Here is a 15,113-nt window from a genome sequence, read left to right as displayed (position 1 = left end):
TTCACGCATACAGCCGATGACGGCCCCATCAACTGCATCAACGCACTGATCCGGTGTTGGGTTCCCTGCCGGACGAGCCGATGCGGACCCGACCGCCCACCGGGAACCTCCAGCCGACTCACTGCAACCAATATTCGAGGTCCTTTAAGGATAGAACGTCCCAGTAGGTTCCAACAGAGACTTGATACCCACCCCGGGCCGAGCTAGTCATCCTCGCGTGGGCGGGGTTCGGGCGGATCGGGAGCCGCCAGGAGGCGCGCCGGCCGCAGTGCGCCGGAACCGAACTTCTCGCTGACCCGATCCAGCGCCTGCTCGGCGGTGCGCCAGTTGTCCTCCGACCGGTCGAGGCTCAGCTGCCGAGGGGACCCCGCCGAGGCAGCGAGCCGCTCCCCGCGGATGCCGATGAGGCGAACGGCCAAAGGCCGTGGGCCCAGACCCGCGAGCAGCGTCCGGGCTGCAGAGTAGAGCTGCTGTGCGCTGTCAGTCGGCACGCTCAGGGTGTGGGAGCGGCTGAGTGTCGAGAAGTCGGAGTAGCGCAGCTTGAGCGCCACCGTCCCCGCCGCAAGACCACCGGCGCGCAGTCGTCCTGCGACGCGGTGGGCGAGCCGCAGGAGCTCCCGGTGCAGGTCGCCGTCGTCCCACACGTCGACCGCGAATGTTTCCTCGGCGCCCAGGCTCTTCTCGAGCCGGACCGGCGTGACGGGCCGGGCGTCGATGCCCCAGCTGAGCTGCCTCGCGTGGAGGCCCGAGGCGCCGAGCACGCGCTTGAGGGTCGACTCAGGGGTGTGCGCCAGATCCTCGACGGTGTGGATCCCGAACCGCGCGAGGACCTCGCGCGTCTTTCCGCCGATCCCCCACAACGCTCCGACGGGCAGGGAGTGGAGGAACTCGATGGTCCTCTCCGGCCTGATGACGAGGAGGCCATCCGGCTTGGACCGTGCCGAAGCGATCTTCGCCACGAACTTCGTGGCGGCGACCCCAACCGAGGCCGTGATGCCGAGTTCGTCACGAATCCGCTCCTTCACCATCGCCGCAATGCGCTCGGGCGCCCCCAGTCGGCGCACGGCACCGGAGACGTCGAGGAAGGCCTCGTCGACGCTCAGCGGCTCCACGAGGTCGGTGAAGTCCCGGAAGATGCCCATGAGCTGCGCGGAGACCGCGTAGTAGAGGCGGTGGCGCGGCTCCACCACGATCGCGTCCGGACACTGCCGCAGCGCTGCGGACATCGGCATCGCGCTGCGGATGCCGAACGCCCGTGCCTCGTAGCTCGCGGACAGGACGACCGAGCGCTCCGCGGGAAAGCCGACGATCACGCGGCGGCCGCGCAGCTCGGGGCGCTCGCGCTGTTCCACCGCGACGAAGAAGGCGTCCATGTCCACGTGGAGGATTCCGCGCTGCCGCTGGGACTCGAGCGGCTCGCCCCGGGGGGCTTCTCCCAGCGTCTCCACTGACCCATCGTAGGCCGGGCGGAGCGTGGCCGCCGACTAGACTGGGCGGGACCTGACAGCTGAAGAGAGGGACACGGTGATCACAACCGGCAGGAAGATCGGACTCGTCTGGGCAGGCGTCTGCACGTCGGCAGCACTCGCGCTCGCGGGCTGCTCGACGGGGGCGCAGGCAGGGGGCAGCTCCTCGAGCACCTCCGCGACGGCGAGCCCCTCGGCCTCGGCTGCGTCGCCGTCGTCGTCCGCCTCGCCTTCAGCGAGCACGACGCCGAGCGCGACCGTGAGCGCGATTGCGCCCGGCTTCCCATCCCAGCTCATCCCGCTCATGCCCGGCGCGACCCCCCTGGCGACGAGCTTCGACGGCTCGACCGACCCAGCGGTCGCGTCCCTCGTCGCCGGCAGCAGCAAGTCCTCGGCGAACGAGATGCTCGAGTACTACACGCAGGAGCTCACGCGGCAGGGCTTCACCGCCGTGCCGGAGGCCAGCGCCTCGGCGGGGACCGCGTCGGCCCTCGCCGCCGCGGGGACACTGGTGCGGGACTTCGTCCGTTCGGGCGGCAAGGAGACGGCGACCATCACTGTCGTGACGGCGAACGGCCAGGCTGTCGCCACGGTGGGCATCTCTGTGAACCAGTCGGCGTTCAAGTAGGCCCACATGCAGAAGCCCAGCACCGCTCCCGCCGTCCACGAGGCCGAGCAGGCGCGCTACCGCGAAGCACTGAATGCCGAGCTCGGCGCCTTCCTCGAAGAGCAGCGGCAGAGCATGGCCGGCGTGTCCGGTGATGTCGCCCCGCTCATGGACGCCATCTCTGGCCTCGTGGCCGGCGGGAAGCGGCTGCGGGCCATGCTCTCCTACTGGGGGTGGCGGGGCGCCGGGGGCGCGGAGCTCGCCGCGGAACCCGTCCGGGCGGGCGCGGCGCTCGAGCTGTTCCAGGCCGCGGCCCTCATCCATGACGACATCATCGACCGTTCGGACACCCGGCGCGGCGCCCCGAGCGTGCACCGCCGCTTCTCGAACCTGCACGGGGACTCGGGATGGGCGCTGGACCCCGAGCGCTTCGGCCAGGCCGCGGCGATCCTCACAGGCGACCTGTGCCTGTCCTTCAGCGAAGAGGCCTTCACCGCGGTGGGCCGGGCGGCGGCGTCGGGCACTTCCGCGCGGCGCCTCTTCAACGCGATGAGGGCGGAGGTGATGGCCGGCCAGTACCTCGACGTGCTCGAGGAGGTCGCCGGGCCGGTCCGGCCGCGTGAGGATGCCGTGCAGCGGGCCCGGACGGTGATCCGCTACAAGTCTGCGAAGTACTCCACGGAGCATCCCCTCGGGATCGGCGGTGCGCTCGCCGGGGCGGACGAGGCCCTGCTGCGGGGCTACTCGGAGTTCTCCCTGCCGCTCGGGGAGGCGTTCCAGCTGCGCGACGACGTCCTCGGCGTCTTCGGGGACCCTCTCACTACAGGCAAACCCGCCGGGGACGACCTCCGGGAGGGAAAGCGGACCGTGCTGGTCGCGCTCGCCCTCGATGCGGCGGGCGAGGCCGCCCGCACGGAGCTCGAGCACGGGCTCGGCAACGCGTCCCTCACCCTCGCCGAGGTCGACCGGCTCCGCGACGTGGTCGCCGCCACGGGAGCATTGGAGTCCACGGAGCGGCTCATCGACGAACTGGCCGAGCGCGCCTTCTCGGCGCTGGACAGGCTCCCTTTGGACGGCCTGGTCCGCGGCGCGCTCGAGGCGCTCGGGCGCGCCGCGGTCCGCAGGGCTTCCTGACGCCTACGTCTACCAGGCCAGGATCTGCGCCCGACGCCGGATCTCGGTCTTGCGGCCTTCTCGCAGCGCGTCGATTGGGCGGCCGCGGAGGGACTCGTCCGGCGTGTAGAGCCAGGCGACGAGTTCCTCGTCACTGAAGCCGGCATCGGCCAGGACGGCGATCGTGCCCTTGAGGCTGTCCACTACATGATCTCCCTCCAGGAAGAGGGCGGGGACCGATCGGATCTTCCGCTCGCCGACTCGAAGCGCCACGAGGGCGCGCTCGTCCAGGAGCCCGTGCACCTTGGTGACCGTGCAGCCCAGCCGCTCCGCGACGTCCGGCAGGGGCAGCCATTCCGACACCAGGTTCTCAATATCACTCACGCCATTAGCGTGCCATGGCGCGGCGCCGCGCACCTAGTCGCCCCACCGCCGAAAAGGACCGCGACCCCGCTGTGGGAAGCCTTATCTTGTGCCGCTTGGTAATTCGTGAGAGATTCGCAATCGTCACTCCCGTAACATCAGTCCGAGAATTCACAAACAGAACGTCTTTATCAGGTGTACCTCCTTTCACAGGAGTGACACACCATCCGCCGCTCCAGGAGGACGACCGATGAGCACGTCAGGCACGACCAGCACGACCGCTGCCAAGCCCACCTTCCCCCTCGTCGCCGCGACCACTGCGGTGCTCCCCGCCGTCGCGCTCTCGTCCTTGGCGCTCGCGGCTCCCGCCTCGGCCTCCCCGGCCGTGCACGTCCCCGGGGCGCTCTCCGCTGCGATGGAACGCGCAGGCCAGCAGGCCGCCGTCGTCCCCGCGTCCGAGATCGCGGCCCTCGTTCCATCGCGGCTCGCGCCAGCCCAGGCGCCCGCCCAGACGGCCGCGCCGAGCGACTACACGATCCGCAGCGGCGACACAGTGACGTCGATCGCAGGACGGTACGGGCTGAAGGTGGCGGATGTGCTTGCCCTCAACAGGCTCACCCCCTCCACGGTCATCTACCCCGGGCAGAAGCTCCGGCTGACGGGCACAGCGGCACCGGCGGAGCCAGCGGCGCAGCGCCAGCCGACGCCGGCACCGTCGACGGCCGCTGGCACGACCTACACGATCAAGCCTGGCGACACGCTCTACGGGATCAGCGCGCGGCTCAACGTGCCCATCGGCGATCTCCTCGCGTCCAACCGGCTGAGCCTCACGAGCGTGATCTACCCGGGCAAGACGCTCCAGATCCCGAGGACCGCCCAGCCCGCGGCTGCGGTCGCGCCGGCATCGTCCGCGGCCCCTCGGCCACTCGTCGGCGACACGTTCCTCGGCTACAAGTACCCGGACGCCGTCGTCGCCTCGGCGAATGAGAACAAGCGGCTGCTCAACGCTGCACCCGTCCCGGGGCGAGAGGAGATGAAGCAGATCATTGCGGGCACCGCCCGCTCGATGGGCGTGGACCCGGCCCTCGCGCTCGCGTTCGCGTACCAGGAGTCCGGCTTCAGCCAGCGGGCCGTCTCCCCCGCCAACGCGATCGGCGCCATGCAGATCGTGCCGTCTTCAGGGACCTGGGCGTCGGACCTCGTCGGGCGAAGGCTCAACCTGCTCGATCCGCGCGACAACGCCACGGCCGGCATTGCGATCATCCGGGCCCTGCTGCGCACCAGCAAGGACGAGGACAATGCCATCGCGGGCTACTACCAGGGCCAGTACTCCGTGAGCAAGCACGGCATGTACGACGACACGAAGGCGTACGTCGCGGCCATCAAGTCCCACCGCGACTCGTTTCGCTGAGGCCGGCCATCGAGCCCAGTCGGCGACCGACGCCGGGCACGGCATAGGATCGAGGGGTGAACGGAAAGCTGAGCGACGCGCTCGTCGGCTCGCTCGTCGGCGGCCGGTACCGCGTGGAGTCGCGCCTCGCGATCGGCGGCATGGCGACGGTATACGTGGCCAGCGACACGAACCTCGAGCGGGAGGTGGCCCTCAAGGTCCTCCATCCCCACTTGAGCCAGGACCCCAGCTTCGCGGAGCGCCTCGAGCACGAGGCCAAGGCCGCGGCGCGGCTGTCCCACCCCCACGTCGTGTCGGTGCTGGACCGCGGACACGACGGGGACGTCTTCTTCCTCGTCATGGAGTACGTCCCGGGCCGGAACCTGCGCCAACTCCTCAACGATTCCGGCCCGCTCGCCCCGAAGCAGGCCCTCGCGCTCATCTACGCCGTCGTCGAGGGCCTGGCAGCCGCCCACGCGGCCGGACTGGTGCACCGCGACATCAAGCCTGAGAACGTGCTCCTCGGCGACTCCGGCCAGATCAAGGTCGCGGACTTCGGCCTGGCGCGGGCTGCGACCGCGTCCACCAGCACCGGCCTGACTCTGGGGACCGTGGCGTACATCGCCCCGGAGCTGGTACAGCGCACCGGGGGCGACGCCCGCAGCGACCTCTACTCCGTGGGGATCATGCTCTACGAGCTCCTCACCGGACGGCAGCCGTTCCGCGGGGACCTTCCGGACCAGATCGCCTACCAGCACCTCACAGCGGACGTGCCGCCGCCCTCTGCGCTCGTGCCCGGGCTGTCCCCGGAGCTCGACGAACTGGTGCAGTGGGCTGCGGCGAGAGATCCCGAGGACCGCCCCGTCGATGCGGAGGCCCTCCTCGGCGAGATCCGGCACATCCGCACCCACCTGAGCGATGCGCAGCTCGACCTGCGCGCGGACTCCACGGAGCACCTCCCCCAGGCCGGCTCGGCGCGGACCGACGTCCTTCCGGCGGCCCGGACCGAGGTTATCGGCGCCGTGTCAGCCCACCACACCACCGTGATGCCGCATGCAGCGGTTCCCGCTCCCGTGACTCCCCGCCAGTCGCGGAAGCGAGAACGCGATGCCGCGCGGGCAGCCGCTGCCACCGCCGCGACCCCCACCAAGACACTCGCCCCCGGGGGGCGGCGGCGAGGAGTCGTCTGGGCGCTCATAGTCATCGTCCTGGCCCTCGTCGCCGCCCTCGCGGGCTGGTTCTTCGGCGTGGGCCCCGGAGCCGCCGCCACCGTGCCGAGCGTCAAGGAACTCACGGTGGCCCAGGCGACGCCGCTGTTCGAGCGTGCCGGACTCGCCTTCTCGACCCAGGACGTGTTCGACGACGGCGTGGCGGCTGGCCTCATCGTCGGAAGCACGCCCCCCGGGGGAACCGAGATCCGCAGGTTCCAGGGCGTGAGCCTCCTGGTGTCGAAGGGACCGCAGCTGTTCCCGCTCGAGGACCTGCGCGCCCGCTCCCTCGACGAGGCCAAGGCAAGCATCGCGCGCGCTCAGATGGCTCTCGGCGCGGTGACCGAGGCCTACAGCGAGACCGCGGCCGCGGGCACCGTCAGCGCCCAAGACCCGGGTCCGGGGACCCCGCTGAGGCGAGGCGCCGCCATCGCCCTCACGGTTTCCAAGGGCCCGCAGCCCATCCCGGTCCCGCAAGTGGTCGGCAAGAGCCAGTCGGAGGCACTTGCGGCCCTGCGCGCGGCCGGCCTGGACCCGGTGGTGAGTGCGGACGAGGTCAACGACCGCAACATACCGAAGGGCGCCGTTGCCGGCCAGTCCCCCAGCGCCGGAACGGCGCTGACGAAGGGCGGCAAGGTCACGCTGACCATCTCCAAGGGCCCCAAGCTGATCAGGGTCCCCAACTACGTGGGAAAGCAGGCCGACCAGGCCGCTGACGCGTTGAGGAAGCTGGGCTTCGACGTGCGCATCGAGAAGGTGCTCGGTGGCTTCTTCGGCACGGTCCGCGCCCAGGACCCCGTGGACGCGGACGTGCCGGATGGCAGCACCGTGACGCTCACCGTCGTCTGAGCGGCCTGGCCGGAAACGCCTCCCTCAGGCCCTCTTGGAGAGGGCGCTCGCCACGAGGAAGGCCATCTCGAGCGACTGCATGTGGTTCAGGCGCGGGTCGCACACCGACTCGTAGCGGTCGGCGAACGCGTCCTCGTCGATCGGATCGGAGCCGCCCAGGCACTCGGCCACGTCGTCGCCCGTCATCTCCATGTGCAGGCCGCCAGGGATCGTGCCAAGGGCCTCGTGCACCTCGAAGAAGCCGCGGACTTCGTCCACGACGTCGTCGAAGCGGCGCGTCTTGTAGCCATTCTGGCTGGTGACCGTGTTGCCGTGCATCGGGTCGGTGACCCAGAGGACCCGCGCGCCCGAGGCGGTGACCTTCTCGATCACGGGCGGAAGCTTCTCGCGGATGTTCTTCGCACCCATGCGCGTGATGAACGTCAGCCGGCCGGGCTCGCGCTCGGGGTCGAGGCGGTCGATGAGGCGCAGGGCGTCGTCGCCGGTGGTCGACGGGCCGAGCTTGACCCCGATCGGGTTGCGGACCCGCGAGAGGAAGTCCACGTGCGCATGGTCGAGCTCGCGCGTTCGCTCGCCGATCCAGAGGAAGTGGGCGGAGGTGTCGTAGGGCAGGCCCGTGCGCGAGTCAATGCGCGTGAGCGGCCGCTCGTAGTCCAGCAGGAGCGCCTCGTGGCTCGCGAAGAACTCGACCCGCTTGAGTGCCTCGAAGTCCGCGCCGCAGGAGTCCATGAACTTGATCGCCCGGTCGATCTCGCGGGCGAGCGACTCGTAGCGGGCGTGGGCGGGGTTCTCGGTGAAGCCCTTGTTCCACATGTGCACGAGGCGCAGGTCCGCGAAGCCGCCCTGTGTGAAGGCCCGGATGAGGTTCAGGGTCGAGGCCGAAGTGTGGTAGGCGCGGAGCATGCGGTTCGCGTCGTGGGCCCGGGACTCCGGAGTGAAGTCGTAGCCGTTGACGATGTCACCCCGGTAGGCGGGCAGGGTCACGCCGTCACGCGTCTCATCGTTGGACGAGCGGGGCTTGGCGAACTGCCCGGCCATGCGCCCCATCTTGATGACCGGAAGCTGTGCGCCGTACGTCAGGACCACGGCCATCTGGAGGATGGTGCGCACGCGGGCGCTGATCTTGTCGGCAGTCGCCGCCCCGAACGTCTCGGCGCAGTCGCCGCCCTGGAGCAGGAACGCACGCCCCTCGGCGGCGGCCGCGAGCCGCTCCCGGAGGACGTCGACCTCGCCGGCGAACACGAGCGGCGGGAGGATCGACAGTTCGGCGACCGCGCGGTCGAAGGCCCCGGGGTCCGCCCATGTGGGCTGCTGGGAGATCGGCAGGGAACGCCAGTTGTCGAGGCCGGGGTAGTCGGCTGCGCCGCTCTGCGCTGTGCTGGTGAAGCGGGCCGCGGGCGATACGGAGAGATCAGTCACGATCCAAGGTTAGTCCCACCGCGAATCGCGGCACTGTCCTGGACCCTATGCGTCGCGCCTGACGCCTATGCGTCGTGGGTTCCCCTGGTGCGGCGCTTCGCATGCGACGCCTGCTCGGCCAACTGGGCCTTCACGACGGCGGCGTAGACGTCCGCGTAATCCTGCGCCGAGAGCTGCTGGATGTGGCGCATGATCCGGTCCGTGACCTCGCGCTGCACGCCGCGGTCCTCGGCCCTGTCGTAGAACTCCGAGAAGTCGAGCGGGCGGCCGATCACGATCCCGACCCGGCGGATCGACGGGAAGCGCTGCCCGATCGGCTGGACCTTCTCGGTGCCGATCATGGCCACCGGGACCACGGGGACACGGGCCGTCAGCGCGAGCCGCGCCACGCCCACCTTTCCCCGGTAGAGCCTTCCGTCCGGGCTCCGGGTGCCCTCGGGGTAGATGCCGAGGAGCCCGCCCGAGCGCAGCACGCCGCCCCCGGCGTCGAGCGAGGCGGTGGAGGCCTCGCCGCCCGAGCGGTTCATCGGCAGCTGGTTCGTCGCCCGGAAGAACAGCGCCGTGAGCCGCCCCTTGAGTCCGGTGCCGGTGAAGTACTCCTGCTTGGCGAGGAACACCACGGGGCGATGGACCATGACCGGCAGGAAGATCGAGTCGGAGAACGAGAGGTGGTTGGAGGCCAGGATGGCGGCCCCCTCGCCGGGGACGTTCGCCAGTCCCTTGATCCAGGGACGGAAGAGCAGCTTGACGATCGGACCGATGAAGATCCGCTTCAGGATCCAGTAGACCAAGGATGGGCCTTCCGCTGTGGGCCGGTGCTGCTCTCACTGTAGTGTCACGGGAGCGCGTGCACCCGCACACTCGGAGTGTCACGATGGACCCATGGTCTCTTCTGACGTGCGCGGGCTCGCCCCACGGGAGGCGCCGGCGGTGATCGGGGCATAATGCATGGCATGGACAGCCCCTCGCGCCCCATCGGGGTCGCGCTCAGCCACGGGTTCGGCGGCAGCCTCGCCGGCGTCGCGCCGTGGGCCGACGCCCTGCAGGAAGCGGGCTTCCGCGTCGCCGCGCCGCTCCTGCCCGGCCATGGAACGTCGTGGCAGGATCTCGCCACCCGGTCCTGGGGCGAGTGGTACGAGGCCTACGAAGCGGCGTACCACGAACTCGCCCAGGACTGCTCGACCGTGATCGCCGCCGGGCTGTCCATGGGCGGCGCGCTCGCGCTCCGCCTCGCCGCGCGCCAGAAGGTCGGGGGCGCCGTCGTGGTCAACCCCGCGCTCGTGGTCGACGACCCCCGGTCGTACGTCTCGGTGCTGCTCCAGCACGCGCTGCGCTCGGTGCCGGGGATCGCCAACGACATCAAGCTCGCCGGGGCGGACGAGGGCGCCTACGCCCGCCTTCCCGTGCGGGCTGCGCACCAGATGAAGCTGATGTTCAGGGACACCGTGGCCTCGCTTCCGAGCGCCAGCGCTCCCCTGCTCGTCTTCCGTTCCACGGTCGACCGCGTCGTGACGAGCGAACGCAGCGTCGCCGCGATCGCCCGCCTGTACGGCGGCGACGACATCCGCATTGTCCGGCTCCGGGACAGCTACCACGTGGCGACGCTCGACAATGACGCCCCTACAGTCTTCAGGCGCTCGGTCGACTTCATCCGCGAGGTCGCCGGGCTCTCCGCGCCGACGGGACACGCCGACGCGGCGGGGAGCAGCGCGTGAACGGCCGCCCGGATCCCGACAGAGCCGACCACGCCGCCGACGACGACGCGTGGCGTGACCTCGTGGCGCGCCTTCGCGGAGGGGAGACCGGCCTCGAGGCCGACGGTCCCGCACCCGCGGAGCCCTCTGCTGCCGAGCGGGCCGCGGCGGCCGAGGCAGGGCTCGAGGCAGGCCGCGCCGGCAACGCCCCGGATCCCGCCCAGTTCAGCGACTTCGATCCGCTCGGGCTCTCGCGGCCTTCCGCGGTGCACCGGCTCGGCCGGGGTCCCGTCGGCGAGGAACCGGACGAGCACGTGGTGGGCGACTTCGTACCGGAGGAACCGAAGCCCATCCTCGCCGGGGCCGATCCCGCCGTCGTGCTCGCCTGGTGCGGTGCGCTCGGCGGCCCGCTCGCCCTCCTCGTGTTCGCGCTCGTGTGGCGCGCCGTGCCCGGGTTCGTGATCGCGCTGCTCATCGCGGCGTTCGTGGCCGGGGTCGGCGTGCTCATCATGCGGCTGCCGCGGCACAAGGAGGACGACGGCGACGACGGGGCGCGCGTCTGAGGCGCGGCTTCAGCGCACCCCGCCGTGGGAGCGGAGGTTCACCCGTGAGAGGTCCGCGGCGCCGATGAGTCCCGCCTCCGGGCCGAGGGCGGCCCGCTCGATCCGCGCGGGGGGCCTGAACCCACGACCGGTGAGGTTGCGGGCGAACGCGCGCCGGGCCGGTGCGAGAAGCAGCTCACCCGCGTCGCACAGGCCCCCGCCGATCACGAAGGTGCCCGGGTCGAGGGCGGCAGCGAGGTTCGCGAGTCCGAGCCCGAGCCACTCCCCCACATCCTCGAGCAGTTCCCGGGAGGCGGCGTCGCCCTCGCGCGCGAGCTGAGTGACCACCGCCCCCGTGATGGCATCGGGGACTCCTCCGACGGCGCGCAGGAGCTCCTGCGCGACCGGGGAGTTCGCGCGTGCGAGCTCACGCGCCTCGCGGCCCAGGGCATTCCCGGAGGCATACTGCTCCCAGCACCCGCGGTTGCCGCACTCGCAGCGGTGGCCTCCGGGAACGATGATCTGGTGGCCGTACTCGCCGGCGACCCCGTAGCGGCCGCGTTCGAGGCGCCCGGCAAGCACCATGGCGCCGCCGATCCCGGTCCCGAGCGTGATGCACACGAGGTGGCTCTCGTGCCGGCCGGCCCCGAAGCGCCATTCCGCCCAGGCGGCGGCGTCGGCGTCGTTGGCGAGGTGGACCCGGCGGCGCAGGAGGTTCTCGAGGTTGTCGCGCAGCGGCTCGTTGCGCCACGCGAGGTGAGGGCTGAAGAGGACAGTCCCCCCGCCGAGGTCCATCCACCCGGCGGCGCCGATTCCGACCGATGAGATGCGGTGGTCCGCGCTCAGCTCGTCCACGAGCTCGGCGATGACCCGCTCGACTTCCCGGGGCTGGGAACCGGGGGTGGCCCGACGCGCCCGGCTCAGCACGTGCCCCTCGGCATCGACCACCCCGGCGGCGACCTTGGTCCCTCCGATGTCGATCCCGATGGCGAGGCCCCGCCGCCTCAGCCGAGGGTCGTGCGGTCGGAAGGTCGGGGCGAAGCGGGGTCTGGGCACGACCGCCATTGTAGTGGCGCGAAGGGTCGTCCCCGACTAAAGTTACTCGCCAGTAGCAAACCACCGTGATCCACGGCACAACCCGTCTGAGGGCCTTGGATATGGTTAAGCCATCTCCCACGCACCGGGAGACACAAAGGAGAAATCGTGCGCGAGAAGACCGTAGCTCCCCTCATCCCCCAGCCCGTTGCCGCCAACATCACCGACTTCGTGGTCGAGCAGGCCGAGAAGCCCGCCAACCCGCCGCTCTTCGCGACGCGGGACGCGCAGGGGGTGTGGCAGGACATCACGGCCCGTGAATTCCGCGAGGACGTGTCCCGGATTGCCAAGGGCCTCATCGCCGAGGGGATCGGGCCCGGAGACCGGGTCGGCATCCTGGCGCGCACCTGCTACGAGTGGTCGCTCGTCGACTTCGCCATCTGGTTCGCAGGCGCAGTGTCGGTCCCGATCTACGAGACGTCCTCGCCCACGCAGATCGCATGGAACCTCGGCGATTCAGCGGCAGTCGCCGCCTTCGGGGAAACCGCGCACCACGAGGACGCCATCCGGCAGGCCGTCGAATCCGAGGGGCTGGACGCAGTCCGCCACGTGTGGCAGCTGACTCCGGCAAGCCTCGACGCCCTGAGGGCCGCGGGGGCCAAGGTCTCGGACGACGAACTCGAGGCGCGCCGCAGCGCGGCGACGCTGGACAGCCTTGCGACGATCATCTACACGTCGGGGACCCTCGGCAAGCCGAAGGGCTGCGAGCTGACCCACGGCAACTTCGTGGCGCTGTCCGAGAACTCGGCCGCGGCGCTCTCGGAGGTGGTCCAGCAGCCCGGCGCCAGGACGATCATGTTCCTGCCCCTGGCCCACGTCTTCGCCCGGTTCATCTCCGTGCTCAGCGTCGCGGCCGGGTGCAAGGTGGCCCACACGCCGGACATCAAGAACCTCCTGGCCGACCTCCAGAGCTTCGAGCCGACGTTCATCCTCGCGGTCCCGCGCGTCTTCGAACGGGTCTACAACTCGGCGCTGACCAAAGCCGAGGACGGCGGGAAGGGCAAGATCTTCCACCGGGCGGCCGACACCGCGATCGCCTGGTCCAAGGCCCACGCCGACAACGGCAGGCCCTCGCTCGGCCTGAGGCTGCAGCACGCGGCCTTCGACCTGCTGGTCTACCGGAAGCTGCGCGCCGCCATGGGCGGCCACATCAGGTACGCCGTCTCCGGCGGCGGCCCGCTCGGCGAGCGGCTCGGCCACTTCTTCCACGGGATCGGGCTCACGGTCCTCGAGGGCTACGGCCTCACCGAGACCACTGCCCCAATCACGGTCAACACGCCCGGACTCATCAAGATCGGAACCGTGGGCGCCCCGCTGCCCGGCAACGCCGTGCGGATCGCCGACGACGGCGAGATCCTCGCCAAGGGTGTCTGCGTCATGCGGGGGTACCACAATCTCCCCCAGCTCCATGCGCAGACCTTCACCGACGGCTGGTTCCGCACGGGGGACATCGGCGAGCTCGACGGCGACGGCTACCTCCGCATCACAGGCCGCAAGAAGGACATCATCGTGACCGCTGGCGGCAAGAACGTCGCGCCGGCGCACCTCGAGGACCAGATCCGCGCGGACGCCGTCGTCTCACAGGTCGTCGTGGTGGGCGACAATCGACCGTTCATCGGCGCACTCGTGACGCTCGATGCGGATGCCCTCCCCGGCTGGCTCGAGCGCAACGGGCAGCCTGCCGGCCTCTCGATCGTCGAGGCGTCGACCCATCCCGCCGTCCTCGCACACGTGCAGTCCGTGATCGACCGGGCGAACGCGAGCGTGTCGAAGGCCGAGGCGATCAAGTCGTTCCGCGTCGTGCCGACGGACTTCACCGAGGACTCCGGCCACCTCACGCCGTCGCTCAAGGTCAAGCGAGCCCAGGTCATGGAGGACTTCGGCCAGTACGTCGAGGAGATCTACTCCGCGCCCAAGCCCACCACCGTCTGAGCTGCCCCCGCCGCCGCGCAGCCCCGGCTACTCGGCGGCGAGCCGTTCGACGACGAGCGCCGCGAGCTCCACGGCGGCCTCGCGGGTGGCTGGCCGGAGCTTGGCGAAGTCGACCTGCGACCCCTCGGCGAGGTGCCGGTCGTGCGGGATCCGCACCACATCCCTGACCCGCGTGCGGAAGTGGTCCTCGATCTCGTCGACGTTGACGCGCGTCCCGTCCCCCGCGGACATGTTCACGACGACGATCGCCTTCTGCACGAGATCGTCCCGGCCATGTGCCTCGAGCCACGAGAGCGTCTCCGAGGCGAGCCTCGCCTCATCGACGCTGCCCCCGGAGACCAGCACGACGGCGTCGGCCTTCTCGAGGGTCCCCTGCATGACCGAATGCACCATGCCCGTGCCCGAATCCGTCAGCACGATCGAGTAGTAGCGGCCCAGGATGTCCGTCACCGCCCGGTAGTCGGCGTCGTTGAAGGCATGCGCGACCATCGGGTCTGAATCGGAGGCGAGGACGTCGAGCCGTGAGCCCTCACGGGCGGTGTAGGTCGAGAGCTGCGTGAACGAGTTCACCTCGAAGCGGTCCTTCACGAGCTGGCGCGCCGTGTGGGTGGCGCGGCCGGGGTTGCGGTCCGAGAGGGTGCCCCGATCCGGGTTCGCGTCCATCGCGATCACGCGATCCTCGCGGAGGTCCGCGAGGGCCATCCCGAGGAGCGTCGTGACGGTTGTCTTCCCCACGCCGCCCTTCCGCGACAGGATCGGCACGTACCGGGTCTCGTCGCCGAGCCGGACAGCGATCCGGCGTTCGAGGGCGCGCTGGAGCCGGACGGCGTCCGAGTCGCCCACGTTCACGGAGCCGAGCGTCGCGTAGTACAGCCACCGCCGCCACCCCGACGCCGGAGGGGCAGCGGTCCTGGTCACGAGCCGGTCCGATGTGAGCGACGTGGCCAGCTCCGGCCCTTCCGCCCGGGCGCGCCGCTCGCTCACCTGTGCAGGCTGTTCGGGTTCGGCGGCCTCGTCCTGGCTGCCGGTGGGCACGAAGCCGGGGGCGAGGTCCTCAGGCGCAGCGGGAGCAGGGCCCGCGGTGACGAGCGGGTGCTCCGCGAGCCAGGCCGCGGTCGCCGTCGCCCGTTCCTGGTCGTCGCGCTGGCCCGGCGGCTGCGTGGGCACGGGCGGGACGGCGACCGCGGCCGGTGCCGTCGTCAGGGCGGTGAGCGCCGTGAGCGACTCCGCGCTCGTCCTGTCCTGGGCGTCCGCCACCGTCACGACATCCACAGGGGCGGGCTCTCCCCCGCGCATCGAATCATCGTCCGGCGTGGGCTGGGCGTCGGCGGTGGGGCGGGCGTCAGCGGTGGGCGCGCCTGTGCTGGGCTGGGCGTCGTCCTCGGCGGGCGTCTCGGCGCGCTCGGCCGTCTGGGGCTTGCTCGGCTCGGTCATG

At 70.9% G+C, this 15,113-nt stretch carries 14 protein-coding genes; 7 read left to right on the top strand and 7 right to left on the bottom strand.

Features of this window, described 5'->3' with window-relative positions:
* Nucleotides 1-203: 203 nt before the first annotated feature.
* Both dinB and ABD298_RS01235 read right to left on the bottom strand, forming a co-directional pair.
* Nucleotides 204-1,439 (bottom strand): DNA polymerase IV, encoded by a 1,236-nt coding sequence (gene dinB, locus ABD298_RS01240; protein ID WP_425564282.1) that lies wholly within the window; start codon nucleotides 1,437-1,439, stop codon nucleotides 204-206.
* 45 nt (nucleotides 1,440-1,484) lie between these two features.
* A complete protein-coding gene (locus ABD298_RS01235) occupies nucleotides 1,485-1,772 on the bottom strand; it encodes a hypothetical protein (RefSeq protein ID WP_344297716.1) in 288 nt (95 codons plus the stop codon).
* Between ABD298_RS01235 and ABD298_RS01230 the strand changes: the two genes are divergently transcribed.
* Nucleotides 1,771-2,094, top strand: coding sequence for a hypothetical protein (locus ABD298_RS01230; protein WP_344297714.1), 324 nt, complete (start codon nucleotides 1,771-1,773; stop codon nucleotides 2,092-2,094). The two genes, ABD298_RS01235 and ABD298_RS01230, sit on opposite strands and share 2 nt — an antisense overlap.
* Nucleotides 2,095-2,100: 6 nt before the next feature.
* Nucleotides 2,101-3,207, top strand: a complete 1,107-nt coding sequence (locus ABD298_RS01225; RefSeq protein ID WP_344297712.1) for a polyprenyl synthetase family protein — start codon at nucleotides 2,101-2,103, stop codon at nucleotides 3,205-3,207.
* Nucleotides 3,208-3,216: 9 nt separating this feature from the next.
* On the opposite strand, the gene ABD298_RS01220 is transcribed toward ABD298_RS01225, so the two are convergent.
* Nucleotides 3,217-3,570 (bottom strand): Rv2175c family DNA-binding protein, encoded by a 354-nt coding sequence (locus ABD298_RS01220; protein WP_208712336.1) that lies wholly within the window; start codon nucleotides 3,568-3,570, stop codon nucleotides 3,217-3,219.
* A gap of 229 nt (nucleotides 3,571-3,799) precedes the next feature.
* Between ABD298_RS01220 and ABD298_RS01215 the strand changes: the two genes are divergently transcribed.
* Both ABD298_RS01215 and pknB read left to right on the top strand, forming a co-directional pair.
* Nucleotides 3,800-4,960 (top strand): LysM peptidoglycan-binding domain-containing protein, encoded by a 1,161-nt coding sequence (locus ABD298_RS01215; RefSeq protein ID WP_344297709.1) that lies wholly within the window; start codon nucleotides 3,800-3,802, stop codon nucleotides 4,958-4,960.
* 56 nt (nucleotides 4,961-5,016) lie between these two features.
* The gene (gene pknB, locus ABD298_RS01210) at nucleotides 5,017-6,996 is read left to right on the top strand and encodes a Stk1 family PASTA domain-containing Ser/Thr kinase (RefSeq protein WP_344297707.1); all 1,980 of its coding nucleotides are present in this window, start codon (nucleotides 5,017-5,019) and stop codon (nucleotides 6,994-6,996) included.
* A gap of 24 nt (nucleotides 6,997-7,020) precedes the next feature.
* Here pknB and ABD298_RS01205 read toward each other — a convergent pair whose 3' ends face one another.
* Nucleotides 7,021-8,418, bottom strand: a complete 1,398-nt coding sequence (locus ABD298_RS01205) for a class II 3-deoxy-7-phosphoheptulonate synthase (RefSeq protein WP_344298149.1) — start codon at nucleotides 8,416-8,418, stop codon at nucleotides 7,021-7,023.
* Between the two features lie 62 nt (nucleotides 8,419-8,480).
* The gene (locus tag ABD298_RS01200) at nucleotides 8,481-9,206 is read right to left on the bottom strand and encodes a lysophospholipid acyltransferase family protein (RefSeq protein WP_344297705.1); all 726 of its coding nucleotides are present in this window, start codon (nucleotides 9,204-9,206) and stop codon (nucleotides 8,481-8,483) included.
* Between the two features lie 162 nt (nucleotides 9,207-9,368).
* Between ABD298_RS01200 and ABD298_RS01195 the strand changes: the two genes are divergently transcribed.
* Both ABD298_RS01195 and ABD298_RS01190 read left to right on the top strand, forming a co-directional pair.
* Nucleotides 9,369-10,130 carry an alpha/beta hydrolase gene (locus ABD298_RS01195; RefSeq protein WP_344297703.1) on the top strand — a complete coding sequence of 254 codons (762 nt, stop codon included), beginning with the start codon at nucleotides 9,369-9,371 and terminating at the stop codon, nucleotides 10,128-10,130.
* Entirely contained in the window at nucleotides 10,127-10,672 is a 546-nt protein-coding gene (locus ABD298_RS01190; protein ID WP_344297701.1) for a hypothetical protein, read from the top strand. Before ABD298_RS01195 ends, ABD298_RS01190 begins: the two co-directional genes overlap by 4 nt.
* 9 nt (nucleotides 10,673-10,681) lie before the next feature.
* Here ABD298_RS01190 and ABD298_RS01185 read toward each other — a convergent pair whose 3' ends face one another.
* Entirely contained in the window at nucleotides 10,682-11,707 is a 1,026-nt protein-coding gene (locus ABD298_RS01185; protein WP_344297699.1) for an ROK family glucokinase, read from the bottom strand.
* A gap of 147 nt (nucleotides 11,708-11,854) precedes the next feature.
* On the opposite strand from ABD298_RS01185, the gene ABD298_RS01180 reads away from it, so the two are divergent.
* On the top strand, nucleotides 11,855-13,678 hold the full coding sequence (locus ABD298_RS01180) for an AMP-dependent synthetase/ligase (protein WP_344297696.1): 1,824 nt from the start codon (nucleotides 11,855-11,857) through the stop codon (nucleotides 13,676-13,678).
* 27 nt (nucleotides 13,679-13,705) lie between these two features.
* Here the strand turns inward: ABD298_RS01180 and ABD298_RS01175 are convergent, their stop codons facing one another.
* Nucleotides 13,706-15,112, bottom strand: a complete 1,407-nt coding sequence (locus ABD298_RS01175) for a nucleotide-binding protein (protein WP_344297694.1) — start codon at nucleotides 15,110-15,112, stop codon at nucleotides 13,706-13,708.
* Nucleotide 15,113 lies beyond the last annotated feature (1 nt).

The organism is Sinomonas flava, assembly GCF_039531875.1.
Classification (GTDB): Bacteria; Actinomycetota; Actinomycetes; order Actinomycetales; family Micrococcaceae; genus Sinomonas; species Sinomonas flava.
This window is presented reverse-complemented; position numbering and strand designations above follow the sequence as displayed.